Consider the following 25663-nt stretch of genomic DNA (forward strand, 5'->3'; position numbering starts at 1 on the left):
CTTATTTTCGCTTTTCTCCGCTAACCCGGCGGCCTGTAAGCCGTTGTTCCGTGTCAGTGGAGGCGCATTATAGGGAGTTATTCTGACGTGACAAGAGGAAATTTAAAAAAAGTTTCTGACCGTGTTTTTTTTCACCAACAGCGGTGAGATCAAGCTACAAATTGTTCTATTTGATGTCTCTGCAACCACAATCACATTCGAGGTGGCATACTTACCCGCATGAATCATTAAGGAATAAGAGCGATGCCCTTAAGCGCACAACAGCTGGCAGCACAAAAAAATCTCTCCTATGTGCTGGCAGAAAAGCTGGCTCAGCTAATCTTAGCGGGTAAATATGCCCCAGGCAGCATCCTGCCAGGTGAGATGGAGTTGGGTGAGCAGTTTGGGGTAAGCCGTACCGCCGTTCGTGAAGCGGTGAAAACGTTAACGGCAAAAGGAATGGTGCTACCGCGTCCGCGTATTGGTACGCGCGTGATGCCTCAGGCGAACTGGAACTTCCTCGATCAGGAGTTACTCTCCTGGTGGATGACCGAAGACAATTTCCACCAGGTGGTCGATCATTTCCTGGTGATGCGCAGTAGCCTTGAGCCTCAGGCCTGCCTGCTTGCCGCGACGCTAGGCACGGCAGAACAAAAAGCGCAGCTTAATACCTTGATGGAAGAGATGGTGTTCCTGAAAAAGCACTTCAACCGCGAACGCTGGATTGAGGTAGATATGGCCTGGCACGAACACATCTATATGATGAGCGCCAATCCGTTCCTGACCTCCTTCGCTTCTTTATTCCATTCGGTGTACCACACCTATTTCACCGCGATTACTCAAGATGAAGTGGTAAAGTTGGATCTGCATCAGGCGATAGTTGATGCCATTCAGGAGAGCGACGGGCAGAAGGCCCTGAGTGCGTGTCAGGCATTGTTGGTTGCACCAACCCACCAGCAGGTAAATAAATGACAGAGAAAAAAGCGCGCAGCATGGCCGGATTGCCGTGGATTGCAGCCATGGCGTTCTTTATGCAAGCACTGGATGCCACAATCCTCAACACCGCTCTACCCGCCATCGCACAAAGCCTTAACCGTTCCCCGCTGGCGATGCAGTCCGCTATTATCAGTTACACTCTGACGGTCGCGATGCTGATCCCCGTTAGCGGCTGGCTGGCCGACCGTTTCGGCACCCGTAAAATATTCATGTTAGCCGTGACGCTTTTCACCCTTGGCTCTCTGGCCTGCGCGCTCTCCACCTCCTTAACGGAGCTGGTGATCTTCCGCGTGCTCCAGGGGATTGGCGGCGCGATGATGATGCCCGTGGCGCGCCTGGCGTTACTGCGCGCCTACCCGCGCAGCGAACTCCTTCCCGTCCTCAACTTCGTCACCATGCCTGGCCTGGTTGGCCCGATACTGGGCCCCGTGCTCGGCGGCGTGCTCGTTACCTGGGCGAGCTGGCACTGGATCTTCCTGATTAATATTCCGATTGGCGTGGCGGGCCTGATTTATGCCCGCAAATATATGCCGAACTTCACCACGCCGAGACGCAGCTTCGACATGGGCGGCTTTTTCCTGTTTGGACTGAGCCTGGTGTTGTTCTCCAGCGGAATGGAGCTTTTCGGTGAGAAAATCGTGGCGACGTGGCTGGCGCTGTCCGTCATCCTTAGCGGTGTTTTGCTGTTCCTTCTTTATATACGTCATGCACGCCGTCATCCGACACCGCTGATCTCGTTGTCGCTCTTCAATACCCGCACCTTCTCGGTCGGCGTGGCGGGCAACATTGCCTCTCGCCTGGGTACAGGCTGTGTTCCCTTCCTGATGCCATTGATGCTGCAGGTCGGTTTCGGTTATCCGGCGCTGATTGCTGGCTGCATGATGGCCCCCACGGCGATGGGATCAATTCTGGCGAAATCAACGGTCACGCAGGTGCTGCGCTGGTTTGGCTATCGTAAGACGCTGGTAGGCGTGACAGTCTTTATCGGGCTGATGATTGCGCAGTTCTCGCTGCAATCCGCCGCGCTACCCGTCTGGATGCTGATCCTGCCGCTGTTTGTGTTGGGGATGGCGATGTCGACGCAGTTCACGTCGATGAATACCATCACCCTCGCCGATCTGACCGACGAGAACGCCAGCAGCGGCAATAGCGTACTGGCGGTCACTCAGCAGCTGTCGATAAGTCTAGGCGTTGCCGTGAGTGCGGCGGTGCTGCGGTTTTATGAAGGGTTCGACGGTACGAATACCGTAGAGCAGTTCCACTATACCTTTATCACCATGGGCGCACTCACCGTGGTATCGGCGCTGGTCTTTATGCTGTTGAAACCGAAAGATGGCCGAAACCTGATTAAAGAGCGCCACAAAGAGAAGGCTAAACCGAGCCGCGTTCCATCAGAACAGGAGTAAGCTGCAGGCGTTGCTGCTGCAGCGTAGGCTGTGCCATACGGTGGATCAAGACATCGATGGCCAGCTCGCCCAGTTCATCCTTCGGCTGATGGATCGTGGTGAGCGGCGGCGTCATGTAACGGGCAAGTTCGATATCATCGTAGCCAATTATCGCCATATCGTCCGGCACGCGAAGCCCAACCTGATACAGGGCCTGGTAGGCACCAAACGCCATCGCGTCGTTACCAATAAACACCGCCTGCGGACGCGGTTCCTGGGCCAGCAGTTTCTGCATCGCCTCGAAGCCACCGTTAAATTCAAAATCGCCGGTGATACGGTAGCCGTCGGGAATGGCAAGCCCCGACCGTTCCATTGCCGAAAGATACCCTTCCAGACGCAAGCGTGCAGGGGTTTTATCCAGCGGCCCAGTAATGCAGGCGATGCGGGTATAGCCTTTATCAATAAGATGCTGCGTCGCCATATCCCCGCCCAGCAGGGAGTTATCCTGTATCAGATCGCTGGTGCCGTCGAACGGCGCCCAGTCCATCATCACCGTTGGGATAGAAGGATAGCGCTGGATGATCTCTTTCGAGGGCTGGTGCGTTTCGGTGCAAAGCAGCAGTAGCCCGTCGACGCGTTTTTGCATCAGCGTCTCCAGGTTGCGGTTCATGCGCTGCTCATCGCCTTCGGTATTGCACAGCACCAGGCTGTAGCCGCGCTCGAAGCAGCTGCGCTCGACGCCGCGCACAAGTTCAGAATAAAAAGGGTTGGTACTGGCCGTAATCAGCATCCCGATAGTACGGGTCTGGTTAAGCTTAAGGCTACGCGCCAGCGCAGACGGCGCATAGTTGAGATCTTTTACTGCGGCTTCGACTTTTTCCCGAATCGCCTCGCTGACGAAGCGATCGTTGTTTATCACGTGGGAGACCGTCGAGGTAGAAACGCCCGCCATGCGGGCGACATCTTTCATCGTAGCCAAGCGTTACCCCTGCTGACTTAGAAATTCATCAATCTCTTTACGCCACGGAACGGAAGGCTGCGCACCTTTGCGCGTCACCGCGATCGCGGCGGCGGCATGGGCAAAGCGAATCGCATCATCCATTCCCTTACCTTCCAGCAGCGCCGTCACCAGCGCACCGTTAAAGGTATCTCCCGCAGCGATGGTATCAATGGCTTTGACCTTAAAGCCCGGTACGCGACGGCCTTCACCGTTTACGCTTGCCCACACCCCACGGCTGCCGAGGGTAATGATCACCGTTCCGATGCCTTTATCGTGCAGTGCATTCGCGGCTCGCGCAGCATCATCATCATTTTCGACGCGAATGCCCGTCAGTTTTTCCGCTTCGGTTTCGTTCGGGGTGATGATGTCCACCAGCGCCAGCAGCTCGTCTGATAATACACGGGCTGGAGCCGGGTTAAGTACGACAGTGGTATGATTTTCATGAGCAATTTTCGCGGCGGCCAGCACGCTTTCAACCGGGGATTCCAGCTGCATCAGCAGGGCTTGCGCATCCGCGACGATCTCGCGCTGCGCTTCAACACGTTCAATCGTCAGCGCGGCGTTAGCACCCGCATGAATACCGATGACATTCTCACCTTCTGCGTTAACGAAAATCAGCGCCACGCCGGTTGATTCCCCTTCAACCACGCTCACCGGTGCAACATCGATGTTGTCGCTTGCCAGCTGTTTGCGTACGCGCTCGCCGGTATCGTCGTCGCCGGTACAGGCGATAAAGGCGATGTTCGCCCCGCTACGCCCGGCGGCGACGGCCTGGTTCGCGCCTTTACCGCCGAAGGCTACCTGGTACTGATTACCGGTGACGGTTTCGCCCGGCGTCGGGAAGGTTTCAAGGTTAAGAATGTGATCGGCATTGATACTGCCAAGGACGACGAGGTTGCCTGCGGTTTTCATGTATTGAGGTGTCCATCTGAGAGCGCCACCGGTGTTACCCGGTGGCGTATGCCACACTTTTCTTTATAGGGTGTCCCTCAGGCAGCCAGCGACTGCCTGAATCGCCTTTTACTGCTTGATGACCAGCTTCAGGTCAACCGGATATTTGGCCTGAACTTTTTCGCCCTTCAGCACTTTGTCGGCAGTTTCAACGCCGGTCGCGCCAATCTGCTCAGGCAGCTGAGCGATGGTCGCAGCCAGTTTGCCATCGTTTACCGCTTTTTCACCATCAGGCGTGCCGTCAAATCCGACAACCATCACATCAGATTTACCTGCAGTCTGCAGCGCACGCAGCGCGCCAAGCGCCATTTCGTCGTTCTGTGCGAACACGGCCTGCACGTCAGGGTGCGCGGTCAGCAGGTTCTGCATCACGTTCAGGCCCTTAGTACGGTCGAAGTCTGCCGGCTGGCTCGCCAGGACGTTAAATTTATGAGCAGCAACGGCCTGCTGGAAGCCTTCACCACGCTCACGCGCTGCGGAAGTCCCGGCAATGCCCTGCAGTTCGATGACTTTCGCGCCTTCACCGGCTTTCTTCGCGATGTAATCGCCCGCGATTTTGCCGCCAAGCACGTTATCAGACGCGATGTGGCTCACCACGTCGCCTTTCGTCGCCTGACGGTCCAGGGTGATCACCGGAATTTTTGCCTGATTTGCCATCTTCACGGCGTTGCCTACGGCGTCAGAATCGGTCGGGTTGATCAGCAGGATTTTGGTGCCACGGACGGTCAGATCCTGCACGTTCGCCAGCTCTTTCGCCGGGTTATTCTGAGAATCCAGAACCACCAGGTTGTAGCCCAGCTTGTCCGCTTCTTTCTGCGCGCCATCCTTCAGGGAGACGAAGAACGGGTTGTTCAGGGTTGAGACAACCAGCGCGATGGTGTCTTTCGCCATTGCGTTAGCACTTACGGTTGCGCTCAGCGCGACAGCAGAAACCAGGGTAGCCAGTTTTTTCATGTTCATATCTAAGATGTCCTGTAGTGTCGTCAGTTACTGTTTTTTGTTGTCTACCAGTACCGCCAGCAAAATCACCACTGCCTTAACGATCATCTGGTAATAGGAGGAAACACCTAACAAATTCAAACCATTATTCAGGAAACCGAGGATCAGTGCGCCGATCAACGTCCCAACAATGCGACCTTTACCGCCCGCAAGACTCGTACCGCCCAGAACCACTGCCGCAATGGCATCCAGCTCATACCCCGTGCCCGCCGTTGGCTGCGCGGAGGAGAGGCGCGCCACTTCGATGATGCCCGCCAGTGACGCCAGCAGGCCGCACAGGGAATAAACGATAATTTTGACTTTATTGACGCTGATACCGGACAGACGCGTTGCCGCTTCGTTACCGCCCAGGGCATAGATATAACGACCAAGACGGGTGTGGTGCAGCATGTACCACGCCGCCAGGAAGACGATAGCCATGATCCAGACCGGCGTCGGGATGCCCAGCGGGCGACCGATACCGAACCAGCCAAACAGATCCGCGTTATCGGTAAAGCCCGTGTTCACCGGACTGCCGTTGGTGTACACCATGGTCACACCGCGCAGGAGCAGCATCATCACCAGCGTGGCGATGAACGCCTGAACGCGGCCTTTTGCCACAATCACGCCGGTTACAGCACCAATCGCCGCGCCTGCCGCCAGGGCAGCGGCCACGGCCACCAGCGCGTTGACCTCAATGCCGACAATCGAAGCGGCGATCGCGCCGGTGAGCGCCAGCAGGGAACCGACGGACAGATCGATACCTGAGGTCAAAATCACCAGCGTCATCCCGACCGCCATTATGGCGTTCACCGACGTCTGCTGCAGAATGTTGAACAGGTTATTCACGGTGAAGAAATTCGGGCTCATGGTCGAAACAATCGCGATCAGCACCAGCAGGGCAATCAGCGATTTTTGTTCAAGCAGCCATGCCTTAGTGAAATAGCGGCGACCAGAAACAGCCTGGGTAGTCATCTTCTTACTCCTGATTCACGCGATTAAGCTTGCCCACAGCGGCAGCCATCAGAACTTCCTGGGTGGCCTGCTCGCGAGTGAATTCACCGCCGAGATGCCCTTCATGCATAACGATAATACGATCGCTCATGCCTAATACTTCTGGCATCTCGGAAGAGACCAGAATGATGCTCAGACCGTCGGCCTTGAACTGGTTAATCAGCTGATAGATCTCTTTCTTCGCGCCCACGTCCACGCCGCGGGTTGGCTCGTCGAGGATCAGCACTTTCGGGCGCGTCATCAGCCCGCGCGCAATCGCCACTTTCTGCTGATTGCCGCCGGACAACAGGCCAATCGCCTGCTCCATCGACGGGGTTTTTACGTTAAAGAGGCGGATAAAATCGCTGACGGCCTGCTGTTCGTCTTTGTGCTTCAGCGTACCGCCGCTATGGCTGAAATAGCGCAGCGCGGTCAGGGACATGTTCTCTTTTACCGACATCCCCAGCACCAGGCCGTCGCGCTTGCGGTCTTCGGATATATAGACGATGCCGTTCGCCAGGCCATCCTGCGGAGAGCGAGTGACCACTTCATGACCGTCGAGAGTGACATAACCGCTGGTGCGCGGCAGTGCGCCGTACAGCTCTTTCATCAGCTCGGTACGTCCGGCGCCCATCAGGCCCGCCACGCCCAGGATCTCGCCCTGGCGCAGGGTAAAGGTCACGTCGTTCACACCCGGTCCGCAGAGGTTGTCCACCTTCAGGCGGATCTCACCCGGCGCTTTATCCAGATGCGGATACTGATCTTCGAGCTTACGCCCCACCATCATTTCGATAAGCGAATCTTCGGTCAGCGTCGCCACTTCGCGCTCGGCAATAAACTGCCCGTCGCGGAAGACGGTGACGTCATCGCAGATTTCGAAGATCTCTTTCATGCGGTGAGAGATATAGACAATCCCGCGCCCCTGCGACTTCAGCTCACGGATCACGCGGAACAGGGATTCGGTTTCGGTATCGGTCAGGGCGTCGGTCGGTTCATCCATAATGATGACCTTCGACTCAAAGCTCAGCACCTTCGCGATTTCCACCATCTGCTGATCGCCAATGGAGAGATCGCCCACCAGGCGGTCGCTCTTAAAGCGCAGGTTCAGCTTCGCCAGCAGCTTGTCTGCTTCGGCATACATGGTTTTCCAGTCGATTTTTCCGAACCGGTTTACAAACTCGCGGCCGAGGAAGATGTTTTCCGCAATGGTGAGCTGCGGGATGAGGTTCAGCTCCTGGTGAATAATACCGATGCCCGCTTCCTGAGAGGATTTCGGGCCGATGAAGGTGGTCTCTTTTCCCAGCCAGACGAGTGAACCGGCATCGCGTTGGTAGATACCGGTCAGCACTTTCATCATGGTGGATTTGCCGGCACCGTTTTCGCCCACCAGCGCCATCACGCGCCCGGCGTAGACGTTCAGTGCCGCACCGGAGAGGGCTTTTACGCCCGGGAACGACTTATCGATCCCTTTGAGTTGCAGTAATGCGTCCATGATGGCCTCAGAAGGTGACGCCAGCACAGAGAATGATATTCGCATACGGGGAACACTCCCCGCTGCGAATCACCGCCTGACTGTCTGCGGTTTGTTGTTTGAACTGTTCGTGCGTCGTGTAACGAATTTCTATGGTGTTTCCCTGGTGTTGCTGCAGTTGCTCAATGTGGCTGAGCAACGTTTCGTGGAGTTGCGGATTATGTTGTTTGATTTCCGCCGCGAGAATGACCGCCTCAACCTGCATCTCCGCCGTCACCACGTCCAGTACCTGCATAAACGAAGGAACACCCTGCGTTAACGCCATATCGATACGGGCTGTGCTGCGCGGAACCGGTAAGCCAGCATCGCAAACCACCAGCGTATCGGTATGCCCAAGACGGGAAATAACCGATGAGATTTCTGAGTTGAGAACCGTGCCTTTCTTCATTTTATTGCTCCACTAGCGAAACGTTTCGCTAAAAGTAGTTTAGACGCAAGAGTGTTCAGAAAACCATCATGACGTAACGGAATTGTGATCGACGTCGAAACGTTTCGCTAAGTGAAATGGAGCGGAGGTAAATGCAAAACGGTAACCCCAAGGTTACCGTTTTTTATGTTTGCGCCCTCTCCCTGTGGGAGAGGGTCGGGGTGAGGGCATCAGCCCGCACAAAGACTTAAATCTCAACCTGCGTCCCCAGCTCAATCACGCGGTTAGGCGGGATCTCAAACTGGTCAGGCGCGCGCAGGGCGTTGCGCTGCAGGATAAGGTAAAGCTTGCCGCGCAGGCGCAGATACCACGGACGTTTGCCGATGATCAGCGACTCGTGAGACATAAAGAACGACGTCTCCATCATGCGGCAGCTCAGCCCTTCCAGACCGCAGCGGTGGAATACCTCTTCCACGTTCGGCGTTTCGCGCCAGCCGTAGCTTGCCACCACGCGCCAGAAGGTCGGCGACAGTTGCTCAATCTGCACGCGACGCACGTTATGAACGTATGGCGCATCTTCGGTACGTAGCGTCAGGAGGATCACGCGCTCGTGCAGCACTTTGTTGTGCTTGAGGTTGTGCATCAGCGCAAACGGGATTACGTTCAGCGCACGGGACATATACACCGCCGTACCGGGCACGCGCACCGGCGGGGATTTCTCCAGCGAGGCGATCATCGCCTCCAGAGAGTTGCCGTGCTCGTGCATGCGACGCAGCAGGCGAAAGCGCTCGCTTTTCCACGTCGTCATCACGATGAACATGACCAGGCCCAGCGTCAGCGGCAGCCAGCCGCCGGAGACAATCTTGTCGAGGTTGGCGGAGAACAGCGGCACGTCGATACACAGGAAGCCCACCAGAATCAGCCCTACGAGCAACTTATTCCAGTGCCAGTTCCGGTATGCCACCGTGGTGGAGAGGATCGTCGTCAGCACCATCGTTCCCGTCACGGCAATACCGTACGCCGCGGCCAGGTTGCTGGAGTGTTCGAAGCTGACGATAACAATCACGACCGCAAAATAGAGCAGCCAGTTAATGAAAGGTATGTAGATCTGGCCGGATTCCATTTCAGACGTATGGATAATGCGCATCGGCGAGAGATAGCCCAGACGCACAGCCTGACGGGTCAGGGAGAAGACGCCGGAAATCACCGCCTGAGACGCAATCACCGTCGCCAGCGTGGCGAGGATCAGCATCGGGACCAGCGCCCAGTCGGGGGCCAGCAGGAAGAACGGGTTTTTAATCGCTTCAGGGTGTTCAAGCAGCAGCGCCCCCTGGCCGAAGTAGTTCAGCACCAGCGATGGCAAAACCACGGTAAACCACGCCACGCGGATAGGCAGTTTCCCGAAGTGGCCCATATCGGCATACAGTGCTTCAACGCCGGTAATGGAGAGCACGACCGCACCCAGCGCCACGAACGACACCATTTTGTATTCGAGGAAGAAATGCACCGCCCACATAGGGTTCAGCGCATGCAGCACGTCGGGGTTAGCGATAATGCTGCGCAAACCGAGCGCGGCCAGGATCAGGAACCAGGCCAGCATAATCGGCGCAAAGAGCTTACCCACCAGCCCTGTGCCGTGCTTTTGAATAGCAAACAGCAGCGTCAGCACGATTATCGCAAGCGGCACAACCCAGGTATCAAGCTGCGGTGCGATAATCTCAAGCCCTTCTATCGCCGACATGACCGAAATCGCCGGCGTAATGACCACTTCCCCATAGAAGAAGCTGCCGCCAATCAGGCCGATAATGACCAGCACCGACGTCATTCTGGCGGACGTATTGCGCCCGGCAAGCGACATCAGCGTCAGGATCCCACCTTCACCCGCGTTATCTGCGCGCATAACGAAGGAGAGATATTTAACAGAAACTACCAGGATCAGCAGCCAGAAGATGAGGGACAGAAAGCCGAATACGGCATCACGTTCAACACCAAAACCAAACTGACCGGACAGACATTCACGAAGCGTATAGAGCGGGCTGGTGCCGATATCACCATAGACAACCCCGATCGCCGCAAGCGTTATTGCGGGTAATGATTGCTTTTTATCAGTGCTCATAGACTAGTCTTTTCGTTTAAATAACAAATGTGTGCTTAGTCCCTTGGCCCACAAAAAGCGCACAGTATGCACGATTCATTGCAAAATCGTACCCCTAAATGCAACCGCGTTAATGTAGCGCAAAGAAAATTGCGCCGCACTTCAGTCTATTACCAGGCCAGACTGAAACGTCTATACTCGCTTCAATTGGCCGCCGCGACGGCGAAAGGATGCAAAACTATTATGGCTCACTCACATTTATTAGCAGAAAGAATTTCCCGCCTCAGCAGCGCGCTGGAGAAAGGCCTTTACGAGCGTAGCCACGCCATTCGCCTCTGTTTGCTGGCAGCGTTAAGCGGTGAAAGCGTGTTCTTGCTGGGCCCGCCCGGTATCGCCAAAAGCCTGATTGCCCGTCGGCTGAAGTTTGCCTTTCAAAACGCGCGCGCGTTTGAATACCTGATGACGCGCTTCTCCACGCCCGAGGAAGTTTTTGGCCCGCTCTCCATTCAGGCGCTAAAGGATGAGGGGCGCTATGAACGTTTGACCGCAGGATATCTCCCTGAAGCAGAGATAGTTTTTCTCGATGAAATCTGGAAAGCCGGTCCGGCGATCCTGAATACCCTGCTGACGGCGATTAACGAACGTCGTTTCCGCAACGGCGCCAGCGAAGAGAAAATCCCGATGCGCCTGCTGGTGGCCGCCTCAAACGAACTGCCCGAAGCCGACAGCAGCCTGGAAGCCCTCTACGACCGCATGCTGATCCGCCTGTGGCTGGACAAAGTGCAGGACAAGTCCAACTTCCGCTCCATGCTGGTGAGCCAGCAGGATGAAAATGAAAATCCGGTCTCCGCTTCGCTGCAGGTGACGGATGAGGAGTATGACCAGTGGCAGCAGGACATCGGCAAAATCAAACTGCCCGATGCCGTATTTGAGCTGATCTTTATGCTGCGCCAGCAGCTCGATTTACTGCCTTCTGCGCCTTACGTTTCCGACCGTCGCTGGAAAAAAGCCATTCGCCTGCTGCAGGCCAGCGCGCTGTTCAGTGGACGTGATGCCGTCGCGCCAATCGATCTGATCCTGCTGAAAGACTGCCTCTGGCACGATGCTGAAGGCATGAACCTGATGCAGCAGCAGCTTGAAGTATTGATGACCGGGCACGCCTGGGGCCAGCAGTCGATGCTCAACCAGCTGGGCGCAATTGCCCAACGGCGCATTCAGCTCCAGCAGCAGCAAAGCGATAAAACGGCCCTGAAGGTGACCCGCCTTGGCGGCATGTTCTCGCGTAAGCCGCACTATGAATTGCCTGCCGAACTGACCGGCGCAACGCTAACACTGCTGCTTCAGCAGCCGCTTAAACTTCACGACATGCAGGTGGTTCACGTTACGATAGAGCGCGACGCGCTGGCGCAGTGGCTCGATAAAAGCGGTGAGATCCGCGGCAAGCTCAACGGCATCGGTTTTGCCCAGCCGCTGAATATGGAGGTGGACAGCAGCCAGCATCTGGTGATCCGCGACGTCAGCCTGCAGGGATCGCGTCTGGCGCTGCCGGGCGCCGCTTCCGATAGCGTGCCGGAAGAGATCAAGCAGCAGCTTGAAGCGCTTGATACCGAATGGCACCAGCAGCACACCCGCTTCAGCGAGCAGCAAAAATGCCTCTTTATTCATAGCGACTGGTTAGGCCGCATCGAAGCCAGCCTGCAGGACGTCAGCGCGCAGATCAAACAGGCGCGTCAATGCTAACGCTGGACACGCTCAACGTCATGCTGGCGGTCAGCGAGGAAGGGCTGATCGAAGAGGTGGTCATTACCCTTCTGGCATCCCCCCAGCTGGCGGCCTTCTTTGAAAAATTCCCAAAGCTCAAAAAGGCGATGACCGACGATCTCCCGCGCTGGCGCGATAGCCTGCGTCAGCGGTTTAAGGAGACGGAAGTCCCGCCAGAGCTGACGGAGGAAGTCGCCAGCTATCAGCAGTGCCAGCGGCTGTCGACACCGCAGTTTATCGTCCAGCTACCGCAAACCCTTACGCTGCTTGATAAAGTACATTCTCCGTTTGCAAGCCAGGCCCGCGCGCTGGTCACGGATAACGCCACCTTTACTCCGGCGCTGCATACCCTGTTTTTACAGCGCTGGCGGCTGAGCCTTGTTGTCCAGGCCACGACGCTGAACCAGCAGCTGCTGGATGAAGAGCGCGAACAGCTGCTCAGCGAAGTTCAGGAGCGTATGACGCTGAGCGGTCAGCTTGAAGAGGTGCTGGTAGAAAATGAAAACGCCGCCGGGCGTCTCTGGGACATGAGCGCCGGACAGCTGAAGCGCGGCGATTACCAGCTGATCGTGAAGTACGGCGACTTTCTGACCCAGCAGCCGGAGCTGATGAAGCTTGCGGAACAGCTGGGCCGCTCGCGGGAGGCAAAATCTGTCCCAAAGAAAGATGCGCCGATGGAAACCTTCCGTACCCTGGTACGCGAACCGGCCACCGTGCCGGAGCAGGTCGATGGCTTGCAGCAAAGCGATGACATCCTGCGCCTGCTGCCCACCGAGCTAAGCACGCTGGGGATGACCGAGCTGGAGTATGAGTTTTATCGTCGGCTGGTGGAGAAACAGCTCCTTACCTACCGGCTGCACGGCGAATCCTGGCGTGAGAAGCTTAGCCAGCGCCCGGTCATCCATCAGGACTTTGATGAACAGCCGCGCGGGCCATTCATTGTCTGTGTTGATACCTCTGGCTCGATGGGCGGTTTCAACGAGCAGTGTGCGAAGGCGTTCTGCCTGGCCCTGATGCGCGTGGCGCTCGCCGATCGCCGTCGCTGTTTCATCATGCTCTTTTCCAGCGAAGTGGTGGGCTATGAGCTGACGAACCAGCAGGGGATTGAGCAGGCGATCCGCTTTTTGAGCCAGCGTTTTCGCGGCGGTACCGATCTGGCCAGCTGCTTTCGCAGCATCGTCGAACGTATGCAGGGCGGGGACTGGTACGACGCCGACGCGGTGGTGATTTCCGATTTTATCGCCCAGCGGCTGCCGGATGACGTGGTGAATAAAGTGAAGGAGTTACAGCGGGTACACCAGCACCGCTTTCATGCCGTGGCGATGTCGGCACATGGAAAACCCGGCATCATGCGCATCTTCGATCATATCTGGCGCTTTGATACCGGGCTGCGTAGCCGCCTGCTCAGACGCTGGCGGCGCTAATTAAAGAAGGGAACCGACGCTCTCACGAACCTGCTGCGGCCAGACGCCACACTGCACCTGACCAATGTGAGAGAGCTGCAGAAGAAGCATGGTCAGACGAGACTGGCCAATACCGCCGCCGATGGTCTGCGGCATTTCACCGCGCAGCAGCGCCTGGTGCCACTCGAGTTTGAGACGATCTTCATCACCGGTTACCGCCAGCTGACGCTTAAGCGCATCGGCATCCACGCGGATCCCCATAGAAGAGAGTTCGAACGCATCTTCCAGAATCGGGTTCCAGACCAGGATATCACCGTTCAGCCCGGCAAATTCGCTCTCACCCGAGGTGCTCCAGTCGTCATAATCCGGGGCACGCACGTCGTGGCGCTTACCGTCAGACAGCTTGCCGCCGATCCCAATCAGGAACACGGCGCCCAGCTCTTTGGCAATCGCACGCTCGCGGCCTTTGGCATCCAGTTCCGGGAAGCGGCTCAGCAGCTCCTGGCTGTGAACAAAGTGGATCGATTCCGGCAGGAACGGTGCCAGACCAAACTCTTTGCTCACTGCCGCTTCGGTCGCTTTGATCCCGGCGTAGATCGCCTCAACGGTGGATTTCAGCGTACCGATATGACGTTCGCCATCACCCATCACGCGCTCCCAGTCCCACTGGTCAACGTAGACAGAGTGAATGGCGGTCAGACGGTCTTCATCGGGGCGAAGGGCTTTCATGTGCGTGTAGAGCCCTTCGCCCGCGCTGAAGTCGTGTTGTCCCAGGGTTTGACGCTTCCACTTCGCAAGGGAATGAACCACTTCGAACTGGGCGTCTGGCAGTGTCTTCACTTTCACCTGTACCGCTTTTTCGCATCCAGACAGGTTATCCTGCGTCCCGTCGCCCACGCGGCTGAGAATCGGTGCCTGAACTTCTATCAGCCCAAGCTTCTCTTCCAGCTGGCGTGAAAAATGGGATTTAACGAAGCTGATCTGGCGTTGTTTTGCGATGTAAGCGGTTTTCATTATTTATACTCCTGCGTCCTGTTGGTATTGATTAAGCAACAGAAATGGCACTCAATTCAATAATCAAACAACAAAAAGCCTCCTTCACTTTTGATTCGATAAAATAAGGCGCTAGAATAGAGAGATTCACTAATCTTCATAAGAAAAACCTATGGAAAATTATCAGATCGACAATCTGGACCGCGGCATTCTGGAAGCGTTAATGGCCAATGCGCGCACCGCCTACGCCGAACTGGCGAAACAGTTTGGCGTCAGCCCGGGAACCATCCACGTGCGCGTAGAAAAGATGAAGCAGGCGGGGATCATCACCGGCGCACATATCGATGTCAGCCCAAAACAGCTGGGTTATGACGTGTGCTGCTTTATCGGCATTATTCTTAAAAGCGCGAAAGACTATCCTTCCGCACTGGAAAAACTTAACGCGCTGGACGAGGTCACCGAGGCGTATTACACCACCGGCCACTACAGCATCTTTATTAAGGTAATGTGCCGATCTATCGATGCCCTTCAGCAGGTACTTATCAACAAGATCCAAACAATCGATGAAATTCAGTCCACCGAGACCCTGATCTCCCTGCAAAACCCGATCATGCGCACCATCCGCCCGTGATCGGGCAATTTCATTCCCACATTTTCCACAGGTAGATCCCAGCTCGTTCACAGCGTACAATGGCCGCCTCTTTATCTGAGCGAGCGATCAATGGCGGACATTACCCTTATCAGCGGCAGCACTCTTGGCGGTGCGGAATACGTAGCGGAACATCTGGCTGAGAAGCTGGAAGACGCGGGCTTTTCTACAGAAACCCTGCACGGACCGTTACTTGAAGATCTCCCGTCTGACGGGGTCTGGCTGCTGATCACCTCCACGCACGGTGCGGGCGATCTTCCGGATAACCTGCAACCTTTATATGACGAACTGCAGGAACAACAGCCGGATCTGTCAAACGTCCGTTTTGGTGCGGTGGGGATCGGCAGTCGTGAATATGACACCTTCTGCGGTGCAATAGAGAAAGTCGAAGCCGCTGTTACCGCCTGTGGGGCAAAACAGCTGGGTGAAACGCTCAAGATCAACATCCTCGATCATGACATTCCGGAAGATCCAGCCGAGATCTGGCTAGCAGATTGGAAAAATTTACTCAAAAACGCTTAAAGATCGCGCAAACAGATGTGGATAACTCTGGTTAAAAGCTCGTATTAACCCGTAGTTATCCAAAGAACAACTCTGTAGTCGTTTTTGGCCTGTGTATAAAGTGCCATTTTGATCCCAGCTTATACGGCCCAGGATCACCGATCACTCACAGCAAACGATCCTTTCTAACCGCATGATCTTATTTGCGAGATCGGACTTATCCACAAAGGTTCGCGATCCTAATAAGAGATCACAATAGAACAGATCTCTAAATAAAAAGATCTTCTTTTTAATAGCCCTGGATCCCAATGCTTTCTCGAAAGACTAAAGTTGAGTAGAATCCACGGCCCGGGCTTCAATCCATTTTCATACCGCTTTACGCGAGGCAGACCACCATGTTTTATCAGGATCCTTTCGACGTCATCATCATTGGCGGGGGTCACGCAGGCACTGAGGCCGCAATGGCCGCAGCGCGTATGGGTCAGCAGACCCTGCTTTTGACACACAATATCGACACGCTGGGACAAATGTCCTGTAATCCGGCGATTGGCGGCATTGGGAAAGGACACCTGGTAAAAGAAGTGGATGCGCTTGGCGGCCTGATGGCGAAGGCGATCGATCGTGCAGGCATTCAGTTTAGGATACTAAACGCGAGCAAAGGTCCTGCCGTTCGGGCCACCCGCGCTCAGGCAGATCGCGTGCTATACCGTCAGGCGGTGCGCACCGCACTGGAGAACCAGCCGAACCTGATGATCTTCCAGCAGGCGGTGGAAGATCTTATCGTCGAGAACGATCGCGTTGTGGGCGCTGTGACCCAGATGGGCCTCAAGTTCCGCGCAAAATCGGTTGTGTTGACCGTGGGGACATTCCTGGACGGTAAAATTCATATCGGGCTGGACAACTACAGCGGTGGCCGTGCTGGCGATCCGCCGTCGATCCCCCTGTCTCGCCGTCTGCGTGAACTGCCGCTGCGCGTAAGCCGCCTCAAAACCGGTACGCCGCCGCGTATTGATGCGCGTACCATTGATTTCAGCGTACTGGCACAGCAGCACGGTGATAACCCGATGCCGGTCTTCTCGTTCATGGGCAACGTGGATCACCATCCCCAGCAAGTCCCGTGCTATATCACGTACACCAATGAAAAAACCCATGACGTGATCCGCAATAACCTCGATCGGAGCCCAATGTATGCCGGCGTGATCGAAGGGATCGGCCCGCGCTACTGCCCGTCGATCGAAGACAAAGTTATGCGTTTTGCCGATCGTAACCAGCACCAGATCTTCCTGGAGCCGGAAGGGCTGACGTCCAACGAAATTTACCCGAACGGCATCTCCACCAGCCTGCCGTTCGACGTGCAGATGCAAATTGTTCGCTCAATGCAGGGCATGGAGAACGCAAGAATCGTGCGTCCCGGCTACGCTATTGAGTACGATTTCTTCGATCCGCGTGACCTGAAGCCGACGCTGGAAAGCAAATTTATCCAGGGTCTGTTCTTCGCAGGCCAGATTAACGGTACCACTGGCTACGAAGAAGCCGCCGCGCAGGGCCTGCTTGCGGGTCTTAATGCCGCGCGCTTCTCTGCTGAGAAAGAGGGCTGGGCGCCGGGCCGTTCCCAGGCTTATCTGGGCGTGCTGGTTGACGATCTCTGCACCCTGGGCACCAAAGAGCCGTACCGCATGTTTACCTCGCGCGCGGAATATCGCCTGATGCTGCGCGAAGATAACGCCGACCTGCGTCTGACCGAAATGGGCCGCGAGCTGGGTCTGGTGGATGACGAACGCTGGGCGCGCTTCAACGAGAAGCTGGAGCGCATTGAGCAGGAACGCCAGCGTCTGAAAACGACGTGGGTGAATCCACAGGCGGAGACCGCTGCCGAAGTAAACGCTCACTTAACAGCGCCGCTGTCGCGCGAAGCCAGCGGTGAAGATCTGCTGCGTCGCCCTGAAGTGACCTATGAGAACCTGGTGAAACTGACCGCGTTCGCGCCGGGACTGGAAGACGCTGAAGCGGCAGAGCAGGTTGAGATCCAGGTGAAGTACGAAGGTTACATCGCGCGTCAGCAGGATGAGATCGAAAAACAGCAGCGCAACGAAAACACGCTGCTGCCGGAAATGCTGGACTACCGCCAGGTAACGGGCCTTTCCAACGAAGTGATCGCTAAGCTGAACGATCACAAACCTGTGTCGATCGGCCAGGCTTCCCGTATCTCTGGCGTCACACCGGCCGCGATTTCGATTCTTCTGGTGTGGTTGAAAAAGCAAGGTATGCTGCGCCGCAGCGCGTAGTCTCTTGAACATTGCTTTTTGGCGGGTGGCGCTTCGCTTGCCCGCCCTACTTATTCGTAGGCCCGGTAAGCGACAGCGCCACCGGGCGAAAAATCGCTAAACAGGTATTCACCGTGCTCAATAAACTTTCTCGTCTGCTGGATCAGGCAGGTATTTCGCTCACCGATCGCCAGAAAAATCAGCTGGTGGCCTATGTCGATATGCTGAACAAATGGAACAAAGCGTACAACCTGACCTCCGTACGCGACCCCAACGAGATGCTGGTTCGCCATATCCTCGACAGCATTGTGGTTGCGCCCTGGCTGAAAGGTGAACGCTTTATCGATGTGGGTACTGGCCCTGGCCTGCCGGGAATTCCGCTGTCTATTGTCCGCCCCGAGAGCCATTTCACGCTGCTCGACAGCCTTGGCAAGCGCGTGCGCTTTTTGCGTCAGGTACAGCATGAACTGAAGCTTGAGAACATCACGCCTGTGCAGAGCAGGGTAGAAGCGTTTCCGGCGGAGCCACCGTTTGACGGCGTTATCAGCCGTGCATTTGCCTCACTGAACGACATGGTGAGCTGGTGCAAACATCTGCCTGCTGAAAATGGCCGTTTCTATGCGCTGAAAGGGCTGCTGCCTGGAGAGGAAATTGACCAGCTTCCGGCCGGCTTTGCCGTCGAATCCATTGAGAAATTACAGATTCCTCAACTCGATGGCGAACGGCATCTGGTGATAATTAAGCCAAACAATTTTTAAAAATATAATAAAAATTGTGGAATTTGTGCTGTTCTCATCGTGTTAAAAAACAGCACATCTAAAGGGATTTTACTGGCGCTAATTTAACCTCGTTGTTACTAAGGATTTTCTTACGGTTAACCTCGTCACTATTGTTCACCGTGAAGATAGTCAACTACGAAAATATCAGTCTGCTAAAAGTGGGTCGTGGCAACGAGAATGGAATGTTAAATATTTATTAAGAATGTCAATAAAAGGTTTTTGTTGTATACAGGGCTGTTTTGAAAATAGTTACGATATTTTGTCTTTAATTTCATAAAGATGAAATAAAGCGATTTACGTCTTTGATAAATACGACCTTATCGTAAATGTGTATTTTGTGATCTCGTGCACGCTTTATCACCAACGTTTTCGCGCTGTTTGCAGTTTTGTCCGAAGGTCGACACTTTAGCCAAAAGTTAAAAAATAGCGCCGGGGAAAAATATTTAAACATTTATTCACCTTTTCGCTACTTAATGTTTGAAATCACGGGTACGCACCGTATAATTTGTCCGCTTTTTGATGCTTGACTCCGAGCCTTAAAGGACGTTTTATACGACACGCGGCATACCTCGAAGGGAGCAGGAGTAAAAACGTGATGTCTGTGTCGCTCTTGAGTAGAAACGTTGCTCGTAAGCTTCTGTTCATTCAGTTTCTGGCTGTGATAGCAAGTGGACTGCTGTTTAGCCTCAAAGACCCCTTCTGGGGCATCTCCGCCGTGTGCGGGGGTTTGGCGGTGGTTCTGCCAAACGTGTTGTTTATGATTTTTGCCTGGCGTCATCAGGCGCATACACCCGCCAAAGGCCGCGTGGCCTGGTCCTTCGCTCTCGGCGAAGTGTGTAAGGTGTTGCTGACCTTTGCTTTACTGGTGATGGCGCTGGCGGTTTTGAAAGTGGTATTCATGCCGCTGATAGCAACGTGGGTTTTGGTGCTGGTGGTACAAGTTCTGGCTCCAGCTGTAATCAATAACAAAGGGTAAAAGGCATCATGGCTTCAGAAAATATGACGCCGCAGGATTACATAGGTCACCATCTGAATAACCTTCAGCTGGACCTGCGTACATTCTCGCTGGTGGATCCGCATAACCCCCCGGCCACCTTCTGGACGATCAACATCGACTCCATGTTCTTCTCGGTGGTTTTGGGTCTTCTGTTCCTGGCCATGTTCCGCGGTGTTGCTAAACGAGCGACCAGCGGTGTTCCAGGGAAATTCCAGACGTTCGTTGAGATGATCATCGGCTTCGTCCATGGCAGCGTGAAAGACATGTACCATGGCAAGAGCAAGCTGATTGCTCCGCTGGCCCTGACCGTGTTCGTTTGGGTCTTCCTGATGAACCTGATGGACCTGCTGCCAATTGACCTTCTGCCGTTTATCGGCGAGCACATCTTCGGCCTGCCTGCACTGCGTGTTGTACCGTCTGCGGACGTGAACATCACCCTGTCGATGGCGCTGGGCGTGTTTATCCTGATTCTTTTCTACAGCATCAAAATGAAAGGCGTAAGCGGCTTTGTGAAAGAGCTTACCTTGCAGCCGTTCAACCACTGGGCGTTTATTCCGGTCAACCTGATCCTGGAAGGCGTTAGCCTGCTGTCTAAACCTGTTTCACTGGGTCTGCGACTGTTCGGCAACATGTATGCGGGTGAGCTGATTTTCATTCTGATCGCGGGTCTTCTGCCGTGGTGGTCACAGTGGATTCTTAATGTGCCTTGGGCCATTTTCCACATCCTGATCATTACGCTGCAAGCCTTTATCTTCATGGTTCTGACGATCGTCTATCTGTCGATGGCGTCTGAAGAGCACTGATTTTTTTACCAACACTACTACGTTTTAATTGAAACAAACTGGAGACTGTCATGGAAAACCTGAATATGGATCTGCTGTACATGGCTGCCGCTGTGATGATGGGTCTGGCGGCTATCGGTGCTGCGATCGGTATCGGCATCCTCGGGGGCAAATTCCTGGAAGGCGCAGCGCGTCAACCTGATCTGATTCCTCTGCTGCGTACTCAGTTCTTTATCGTTATGGGTCTGGTGGATGCAATCCCAATGATCGCTGTAGGTCTGGGTCTGTACGTGATGTTTGCTGTCGCGTAGTAGTAGTTTTAAAACCCCAAGCCACAGAAATTTAAGAGGTATTGTGCTGTGAACATGAACGCAACAATCCTCGGCCAGGCCATCGCGTTTATTCTCTTTGTCTGGTTCTGCATGAAGTATGTATGGCCGCCTTTAATGGCTGCCATCGAAAAACGTCAGAAAGAAATTGCTGACGGTCTGGCTTCTGCAGAACGCGCCAAGAAAGATTTGGACCTTGCACAGGCCAACGCGACAGACCAGCTGAAAAAAGCCAAAGCGGAAGCTCAGGTAATCATTGAACAGGCTAACAAACGCCGTTCTCAGATCCTGGACGAAGCCAAAGCGGAAGCAGAACAGGAACGTACTAAGATCGTGACACAAGCTCAGGCTGAAATTGATGCCGAGCGTAAACGTGCTCGTGAAGAACTGCGTAAGCAGGTTGCGATTCTGGCTGTTGCTGGCGCCGAGAAGATCATCGAACGTTCCGTGGATGAAGCTGCTAACAGCGACATCGTGGACAAACTTGTCGCTGAACTGTAAGGAGGGAGGGGCTGATGTCTGAATTTGTTACGGTAGCTCGCCCCTACGCCAAAGCAGCTTTTGACTTTGCTGTCGAACACCAAAATGTCGATCGCTGGCAGGATATGCTGGCGTTTGCCGCTGAGGTGACGAAAAACGAACAAATGGCCGAGTTGCTGTCTGGTGCATTAGCGCCTGATACCCTCGCCGCGTCGTTTATCGCCGTGTGCGGAGAGCAACTGGATGCCAACGGCCAGAACCTGATTAAGGTGATGGCTGAGAATGGTCGTCTCCGTGTGCTCCCGGATGTTCTCGAGCAGTTTGAGCACTTACGTGCGCTGAGTGAAGCTACTGCCGAAGTCGAAGTGACTTCTGCGACTGAACTGAGTACTGAACAGCTTGCGAAAATCACCGCCGCGATGGAAAAACGTCTGTCACGCAAAGTTAAGCTGAATTGCAAAATCGATAAGTCTGTAATGGCAGGCGTAATCATCCGCTCGGGTGATATGGTCATTGATGGCAGCGTACGCGGCCGTCTTGAACGCCTTGCAGACGTCTTGCAGTCTTAAGGGGACTGGAGCATGCAACTGAATTCCACCGAAATCAGCGAACTGATCAAGCAGCGCATTGCTCAGTTCAATGTTGTGAGTGAAGCTCACAACGAAGGTACTATTGTTTCTGTAAGTGACGGTGTTATCCGCATTCACGGCCTGGCCGATTGTATGCAGGGTGAGATGATTTCCCTGCCGGGTAACCGTTACGCTATCGCACTGAACCTGGAGCGCGACTCCGTAGGTGCAGTTGTGATGGGTCCATACGCTGACCTCGCCGAAGGCATGAAGGTTAAGTGTACTGGCCGTATTCTGGAAGTGCCGGTTGGCCGTGGCCTGCTGGGTCGCGTTGTTAACACCCTGGGTGCGCCAATCGACGGTAAAGGTCCGGTTGAGCACGATGGCTTCTCTCCAATTGAAGTTATCGCACCAGGCGTTATCGACCGTCAGTCCGTTGATCAGCCTGTTCAGACGGGCTATAAGTCCGTTGACGCCATGATCCCAATCGGTCGTGGTCAGCGTGAACTGATCATCGGTGACCGTCAGACCGGTAAAACCGCGATGGCAATCGACGCCATCATCAACCAGCGTGACTCCGGCATCAAATGCGTGTACGTGGCTATCGGCCAGAAAGCGTCCACCATTTCCAACGTGGTTCGTAAACTGGAAGAGCACGGCGCGCTGGCTAACACCATCGTTGTTGTGGCAACCGCGTCTGAATCTGCTGCACTGCAATACCTGGCGCCATACGCCGGTTGCGCAATGGGCGAATACTTCCGTGACCGCGGTGAAGATGCACTGATCGTATACGATGACCTGTCTAAACAGGCTGTTGCTTATCGTCAGGTTTCCCTGCTGCTCCGTCGTCCACCTGGACGTGAAGCATTCCCGGGCGACGTATTCTACCTCCACTCTCGTCTGCTGGAGCGTGCATCCCGCGTTAACGCGGAATACGTCGAGAACTTCACCAAAGGTGAAGTGAAGGGTAAAACAGGTTCTCTGACCGCTCTGCCGATCATTGAAACCCAGGCGGGTGACGTTTCTGCGTTCGTTCCGACCAACGTAATCTCTATTACCGATGGTCAGATCTTCCTGGAAACCAACCTGTTTAACTCCGGTATTCGTCCGGCGGTTAACCCGGGTATCTCCGTATCCCGTGTTGGTGGTGCTGCTCAGACCAAGATCATCAAGAAACTGTCCGGTGGTATCCGTACCGCGCTGGCACAGTATCGTGAACTGGCTGCGTTCTCTCAGTTCGCATCCGATCTGGACGAAGCAACCCGTAAACAGCTGAGCCACGGTCAGAAAGTGACCGAGCTGCTGAAGCAGAAACAGTACGCTCCAATGTCTGTTGCTCAGCAGGGCCTGGTACTGTTCGCGGCTGAACGCGGTTACCTCGAAGATGTGGAACTGGCGAAAATCGGTAGCTTCGAAGCCGCTCTGCTGGCTTATGTCGACCGTGATCACGCTCCGCTGATGCAAGAGATCAACCAGACCGGTGGCTATAACGATGAAATCGAAGGCAAGCTGAAAGCTATCCTCGATTCCTTCAAAGCAACCCAGTCCTGGTAATCGTCCGGCGGCTTGTCTCACGACAGGCCGCCTGGCATTGAGGAGAAGCTCATGGCCGGCGCAAAAGAGATACGTAGTAAGATCGCAAGCGTCCAGAACACGCAAAAGATCACTAAAGCGATGGAGATGGTCGCCGCTTCCAAAATGCGTAAATCGCAGGATCGCATGGCGGCCAGCCGTCCTTATGCAGATACCATGCGCAAAGTGATTGGTCACCTTGCGAACGGTAATCTGGAATATAAGCACCCTTACCTGGAAGAACGCGACGTTAAGCGCGTGGGCTACCTGGTGGTGTCGACCGACCGTGGTCTGTGCGGCGGCTTGAACATTAACCTGTTCAAAAAACTGCTGGGGGATATGAAAGCATGGTCCGAGAAAGGCGTTCAGTGCGATATCGCAATGATCGGCTCGAAGGGCGTATCTTTCTTTAACTCCGTGGGTGGCAATATTGTTGCCCAGGTGACCGGTATGGGTGATAACCCGTCCCTGTCCGAACTGATCGGTCCGGTTAAAGTGATGTTGCAGGCCTACGATGAAGGCCGTCTGGACAGACTGTACGTTGTCAGCAACAAATTTATTAACACGATGTCTCAGGTTCCAACCATCACTCAGATGCTGCCGTTACCGGCTTCAGAAGATGATGAGTTGAAGCAAAAAGCCTGGGATTACCTGTATGAACCTGATCCGAAACCGCTGCTGGATACCCTGCTGCGTCGTTACGTTGAATCACAGGTTTATCAGGGCGTAGTTGAAAACCTGGCCAGCGAGCAGGCCGCACGTATGGTGGCGATGAAAGCCGCGACCGACAATGGCGGCAGCCTGATTAAAGAGCTGCAGTTGGTATACAACAAAGCTCGTCAGGCCAGCATTACTCAGGAACTCACCGAGATCGTCGGTGGTGCATCCGCGGTATAACCAGGTTAATTCGTAGAGGATTCAAGATGGCTACTGGAAAAATTGTCCAGGTAATCGGCGCCGTGGTTGACGTCGAGTTCCCTCAGGATGCCGTACCGCGCGTGTACGATGCTCTTGAGGTACAGAATGGTAACGAGAGCCTGGTGCTGGAAGTTCAGCAGCAGCTCGGTGGTGGTATCGTGCGTACCATCGCAATGGGTTCTTCCGACGGTCTGCGTCGTGGTCTGGAAGTTAAAGACCTTGAGCACCCGATCGAAGTCCCGGTAGGTAAAGCAACACTGGGTCGTATCATGAACGTATTGGGTCAACCAATCGACATGAAAGGCGACATCGGTGAAGAAGAGCGTTGGGCTATCCACCGCGCAGCACCTTCCTACGAAGAGCTGTCAAGCTCTCAGGAACTGCTGGAAACCGGCATCAAAGTTATCGACCTGATGTGTCCGTTTGCGAAGGGCGGTAAAGTTGGTCTGTTCGGTGGTGCGGGTGTAGGTAAAACCGTAAACATGATGGAGCTGATCCGTAACATCGCGATCGAGCACTCCGGTTACTCCGTGTTTGCGGGCGTAGGTGAACGTACTCGTGAGGGTAACGACTTCTACCACGAAATGACCGACTCCAACGTTCTGGACAAAGTATCCCTGGTTTACGGCCAGATGAACGAGCCACCAGGAAACCGTCTGCGCGTGGCGTTGACCGGCCTGACCATGGCTGAGAAGTTCCGTGACGAAGGCCGTGACGTTCTGCTGTTCGTTGATAACATCTACCGTTACACCCTGGCCGGTACTGAAGTATCTGCACTGCTGGGTCGTATGCCTTCTGCGGTAGGTTATCAGCCTACGCTGGCGGAAGAGATGGGTGTTCTTCAGGAACGTATCACCTCTACCAAAACCGGTTCTATCACCTCCGTTCAGGCGGTATACGTACCTGCGGATGACTTAACTGACCCATCTCCAGCAACCACCTTTGCGCACTTAGATGCAACCGTGGTACTGAGCCGTCAGATCGCGTCTCTGGGTATCTACCCAGCCGTTGACCCGCTGGACTCCACCAGCCGTCAGCTGGATCCACTGGTAGTTGGTCAGGAACACTACGACACCGCGCGTGGCGTACAGTCCCTGCTGCAGCGTTACCAGGAACTGAAAGACATCATCGCCATCCTGGGTATGGATGAGCTGTCTGAAGAAGACAAACTGGTGGTAGCACGCGCACGTAAGATCCAGCGCTTCCTGTCCCAGCCGTTCTTCGTTGCGGAAGTATTCACCGGTTCTCCGGGTAAATACGTTTCCCTGAAAGACACCATCCGTGGCTTTAAAGGCATCATGGAAGGCGAATACGATCACCTGCCGGAGCAGGCGTTCTACATGGTTGGTTCCATCGACGAAGCCGTGGAAAAAGCCAAAAAACTTTAACGC

24 protein-coding genes are annotated in these 25663 nt (G+C 54.7%); 16 read left to right on the forward strand and 8 right to left on the reverse strand.

What is annotated here, in order from left to right; translation table 11 throughout:
• Positions 1-243: 243 nt before the first annotated feature.
• Entirely contained in the window at positions 244-951 is a 708-nt protein-coding gene (locus tag E0L20_RS14280) for a FadR/GntR family transcriptional regulator (protein ID WP_131634526.1), read from the forward strand.
• On the forward strand, positions 948-2381 hold the full coding sequence (mdtD, locus tag E0L20_RS14285; RefSeq protein ID WP_131634527.1) for a multidrug transporter subunit MdtD: 1434 nt from the start codon (positions 948-950) through the stop codon (positions 2379-2381). Before E0L20_RS14280 ends, mdtD begins: the two co-directional genes overlap by 4 nt.
• Here mdtD and rbsR read toward each other — a convergent pair.
• From rbsR to kup, 7 genes are all read right to left on the reverse strand, one after another.
• Positions 2347-3339, reverse strand: coding sequence for a ribose operon transcriptional repressor RbsR (gene rbsR, locus E0L20_RS14290; protein WP_131634528.1), 993 nt, complete (start codon positions 3337-3339; stop codon positions 2347-2349). The genes mdtD and rbsR overlap by 35 nt on opposite strands.
• A gap of 3 nt (positions 3340-3342) precedes the next feature.
• A complete protein-coding gene (gene rbsK, locus E0L20_RS14295; protein ID WP_131634529.1) occupies positions 3343-4272 on the reverse strand; it encodes a ribokinase in 930 nt (309 codons plus the stop codon).
• A gap of 108 nt (positions 4273-4380) precedes the next feature.
• Positions 4381-5271: a ribose ABC transporter substrate-binding protein RbsB gene (rbsB, locus tag E0L20_RS14300; protein WP_008503498.1), complete on the reverse strand. Its 891-nt coding sequence runs from the start codon at positions 5269-5271 to the stop codon at positions 4381-4383.
• 27 nt (positions 5272-5298) lie between these two features.
• On the reverse strand, positions 5299-6264 hold the full coding sequence (gene rbsC, locus E0L20_RS14305) for a ribose ABC transporter permease (RefSeq protein ID WP_119936500.1): 966 nt from the start codon (positions 6262-6264) through the stop codon (positions 5299-5301).
• 4 nt (positions 6265-6268) lie between these two features.
• A complete protein-coding gene (gene rbsA / locus E0L20_RS14310) occupies positions 6269-7774 on the reverse strand; it encodes a ribose ABC transporter ATP-binding protein RbsA (RefSeq protein ID WP_131634530.1) in 1506 nt (501 codons plus the stop codon).
• 7 nt (positions 7775-7781) lie between these two features.
• Positions 7782-8201, reverse strand: coding sequence for a D-ribose pyranase (gene rbsD, locus E0L20_RS14315; RefSeq protein ID WP_131634531.1), 420 nt, complete (start codon positions 8199-8201; stop codon positions 7782-7784).
• A 226-nt stretch (positions 8202-8427) separates the two neighbouring features.
• Complete coding sequence (gene kup, locus E0L20_RS14320) at positions 8428-10296, reverse strand: low affinity potassium transporter Kup (RefSeq protein ID WP_131634532.1); 1869 nt, start codon at positions 10294-10296, stop codon at positions 8428-8430.
• 222 nt (positions 10297-10518) lie between these two features.
• On the opposite strand from kup, the gene ravA reads away from it, so the two are divergent.
• Both ravA and viaA read left to right on the forward strand, forming a co-directional pair.
• Positions 10519-12015 carry an ATPase RavA gene (gene ravA, locus E0L20_RS14325; RefSeq protein ID WP_131634533.1) on the forward strand — a complete coding sequence of 499 codons (1497 nt, stop codon included), beginning with the start codon at positions 10519-10521 and terminating at the stop codon, positions 12013-12015.
• Positions 12009-13460 carry an ATPase RavA stimulator ViaA gene (gene viaA, locus E0L20_RS14330; RefSeq protein WP_131634534.1) on the forward strand — a complete coding sequence of 484 codons (1452 nt, stop codon included), beginning with the start codon at positions 12009-12011 and terminating at the stop codon, positions 13458-13460. Before ravA ends, viaA begins: the two co-directional genes overlap by 7 nt.
• Here the strand turns inward: viaA and asnA are convergent, their stop codons facing one another.
• On the reverse strand, positions 13461-14453 hold the full coding sequence (gene asnA / locus E0L20_RS14335) for an aspartate--ammonia ligase (protein WP_131634535.1): 993 nt from the start codon (positions 14451-14453) through the stop codon (positions 13461-13463).
• A gap of 151 nt (positions 14454-14604) precedes the next feature.
• On the opposite strand from asnA, the gene asnC reads away from it, so the two are divergent.
• The 12 genes from asnC to atpD all read left to right on the forward strand — a co-directional run bounded on the left by asnC (position 14605) and on the right by atpD (position 25660).
• Positions 14605-15063 (forward strand): transcriptional regulator AsnC, encoded by a 459-nt coding sequence (gene asnC / locus E0L20_RS14340; RefSeq protein WP_119936493.1) that lies wholly within the window; start codon positions 14605-14607, stop codon positions 15061-15063.
• A 90-nt stretch (positions 15064-15153) separates the two neighbouring features.
• Positions 15154-15603, forward strand: coding sequence for an FMN-binding protein MioC (gene mioC, locus E0L20_RS14345; protein ID WP_131634536.1), 450 nt, complete (start codon positions 15154-15156; stop codon positions 15601-15603).
• Between the two features lie 374 nt (positions 15604-15977).
• The gene (gene mnmG / locus E0L20_RS14355) at positions 15978-17867 is read left to right on the forward strand and encodes a tRNA uridine-5-carboxymethylaminomethyl(34) synthesis enzyme MnmG (RefSeq protein WP_131634537.1); all 1890 of its coding nucleotides are present in this window, start codon (positions 15978-15980) and stop codon (positions 17865-17867) included.
• A 113-nt stretch (positions 17868-17980) separates the two neighbouring features.
• The gene (gene rsmG, locus E0L20_RS14360) at positions 17981-18604 is read left to right on the forward strand and encodes a 16S rRNA (guanine(527)-N(7))-methyltransferase RsmG (RefSeq protein ID WP_131634538.1); all 624 of its coding nucleotides are present in this window, start codon (positions 17981-17983) and stop codon (positions 18602-18604) included.
• Positions 18605-19220: 616 nt separating this feature from the next.
• Complete coding sequence (gene atpI, locus E0L20_RS14365) at positions 19221-19601, forward strand: F0F1 ATP synthase subunit I (RefSeq protein WP_008500194.1); 381 nt, start codon at positions 19221-19223, stop codon at positions 19599-19601.
• Between the two features lie 8 nt (positions 19602-19609).
• Positions 19610-20425, forward strand: coding sequence for a F0F1 ATP synthase subunit A (gene atpB, locus E0L20_RS14370; RefSeq protein WP_100167517.1), 816 nt, complete (start codon positions 19610-19612; stop codon positions 20423-20425).
• Positions 20426-20475: 50 nt separating this feature from the next.
• Positions 20476-20715, forward strand: a complete 240-nt coding sequence (atpE, locus tag E0L20_RS14375; protein WP_000429386.1) for a F0F1 ATP synthase subunit C — start codon at positions 20476-20478, stop codon at positions 20713-20715.
• A 48-nt stretch (positions 20716-20763) separates the two neighbouring features.
• Positions 20764-21234, forward strand: a complete 471-nt coding sequence (gene atpF / locus E0L20_RS14380; RefSeq protein WP_014072436.1) for a F0F1 ATP synthase subunit B — start codon at positions 20764-20766, stop codon at positions 21232-21234.
• A gap of 14 nt (positions 21235-21248) precedes the next feature.
• Entirely contained in the window at positions 21249-21782 is a 534-nt protein-coding gene (gene atpH / locus E0L20_RS14385) for a F0F1 ATP synthase subunit delta (protein WP_010426590.1), read from the forward strand.
• A 12-nt stretch (positions 21783-21794) separates the two neighbouring features.
• On the forward strand, positions 21795-23336 hold the full coding sequence (atpA, locus tag E0L20_RS14390; RefSeq protein ID WP_028017764.1) for a F0F1 ATP synthase subunit alpha: 1542 nt from the start codon (positions 21795-21797) through the stop codon (positions 23334-23336).
• A gap of 51 nt (positions 23337-23387) precedes the next feature.
• The gene (gene atpG, locus E0L20_RS14395) at positions 23388-24251 is read left to right on the forward strand and encodes a F0F1 ATP synthase subunit gamma (protein ID WP_131634539.1); all 864 of its coding nucleotides are present in this window, start codon (positions 23388-23390) and stop codon (positions 24249-24251) included.
• Positions 24252-24277: 26 nt separating this feature from the next.
• Positions 24278-25660 (forward strand): F0F1 ATP synthase subunit beta, encoded by a 1383-nt coding sequence (atpD, locus tag E0L20_RS14400; protein ID WP_006177559.1) that lies wholly within the window; start codon positions 24278-24280, stop codon positions 25658-25660.
• The last annotated feature ends 3 nt before the right edge of the window (positions 25661-25663 follow it).

The sequence above is a fragment of the Enterobacter wuhouensis genome, assembly GCF_004331265.1.
Lineage (GTDB): Bacteria > Pseudomonadota > Gammaproteobacteria > Enterobacterales > Enterobacteriaceae > Enterobacter > Enterobacter wuhouensis.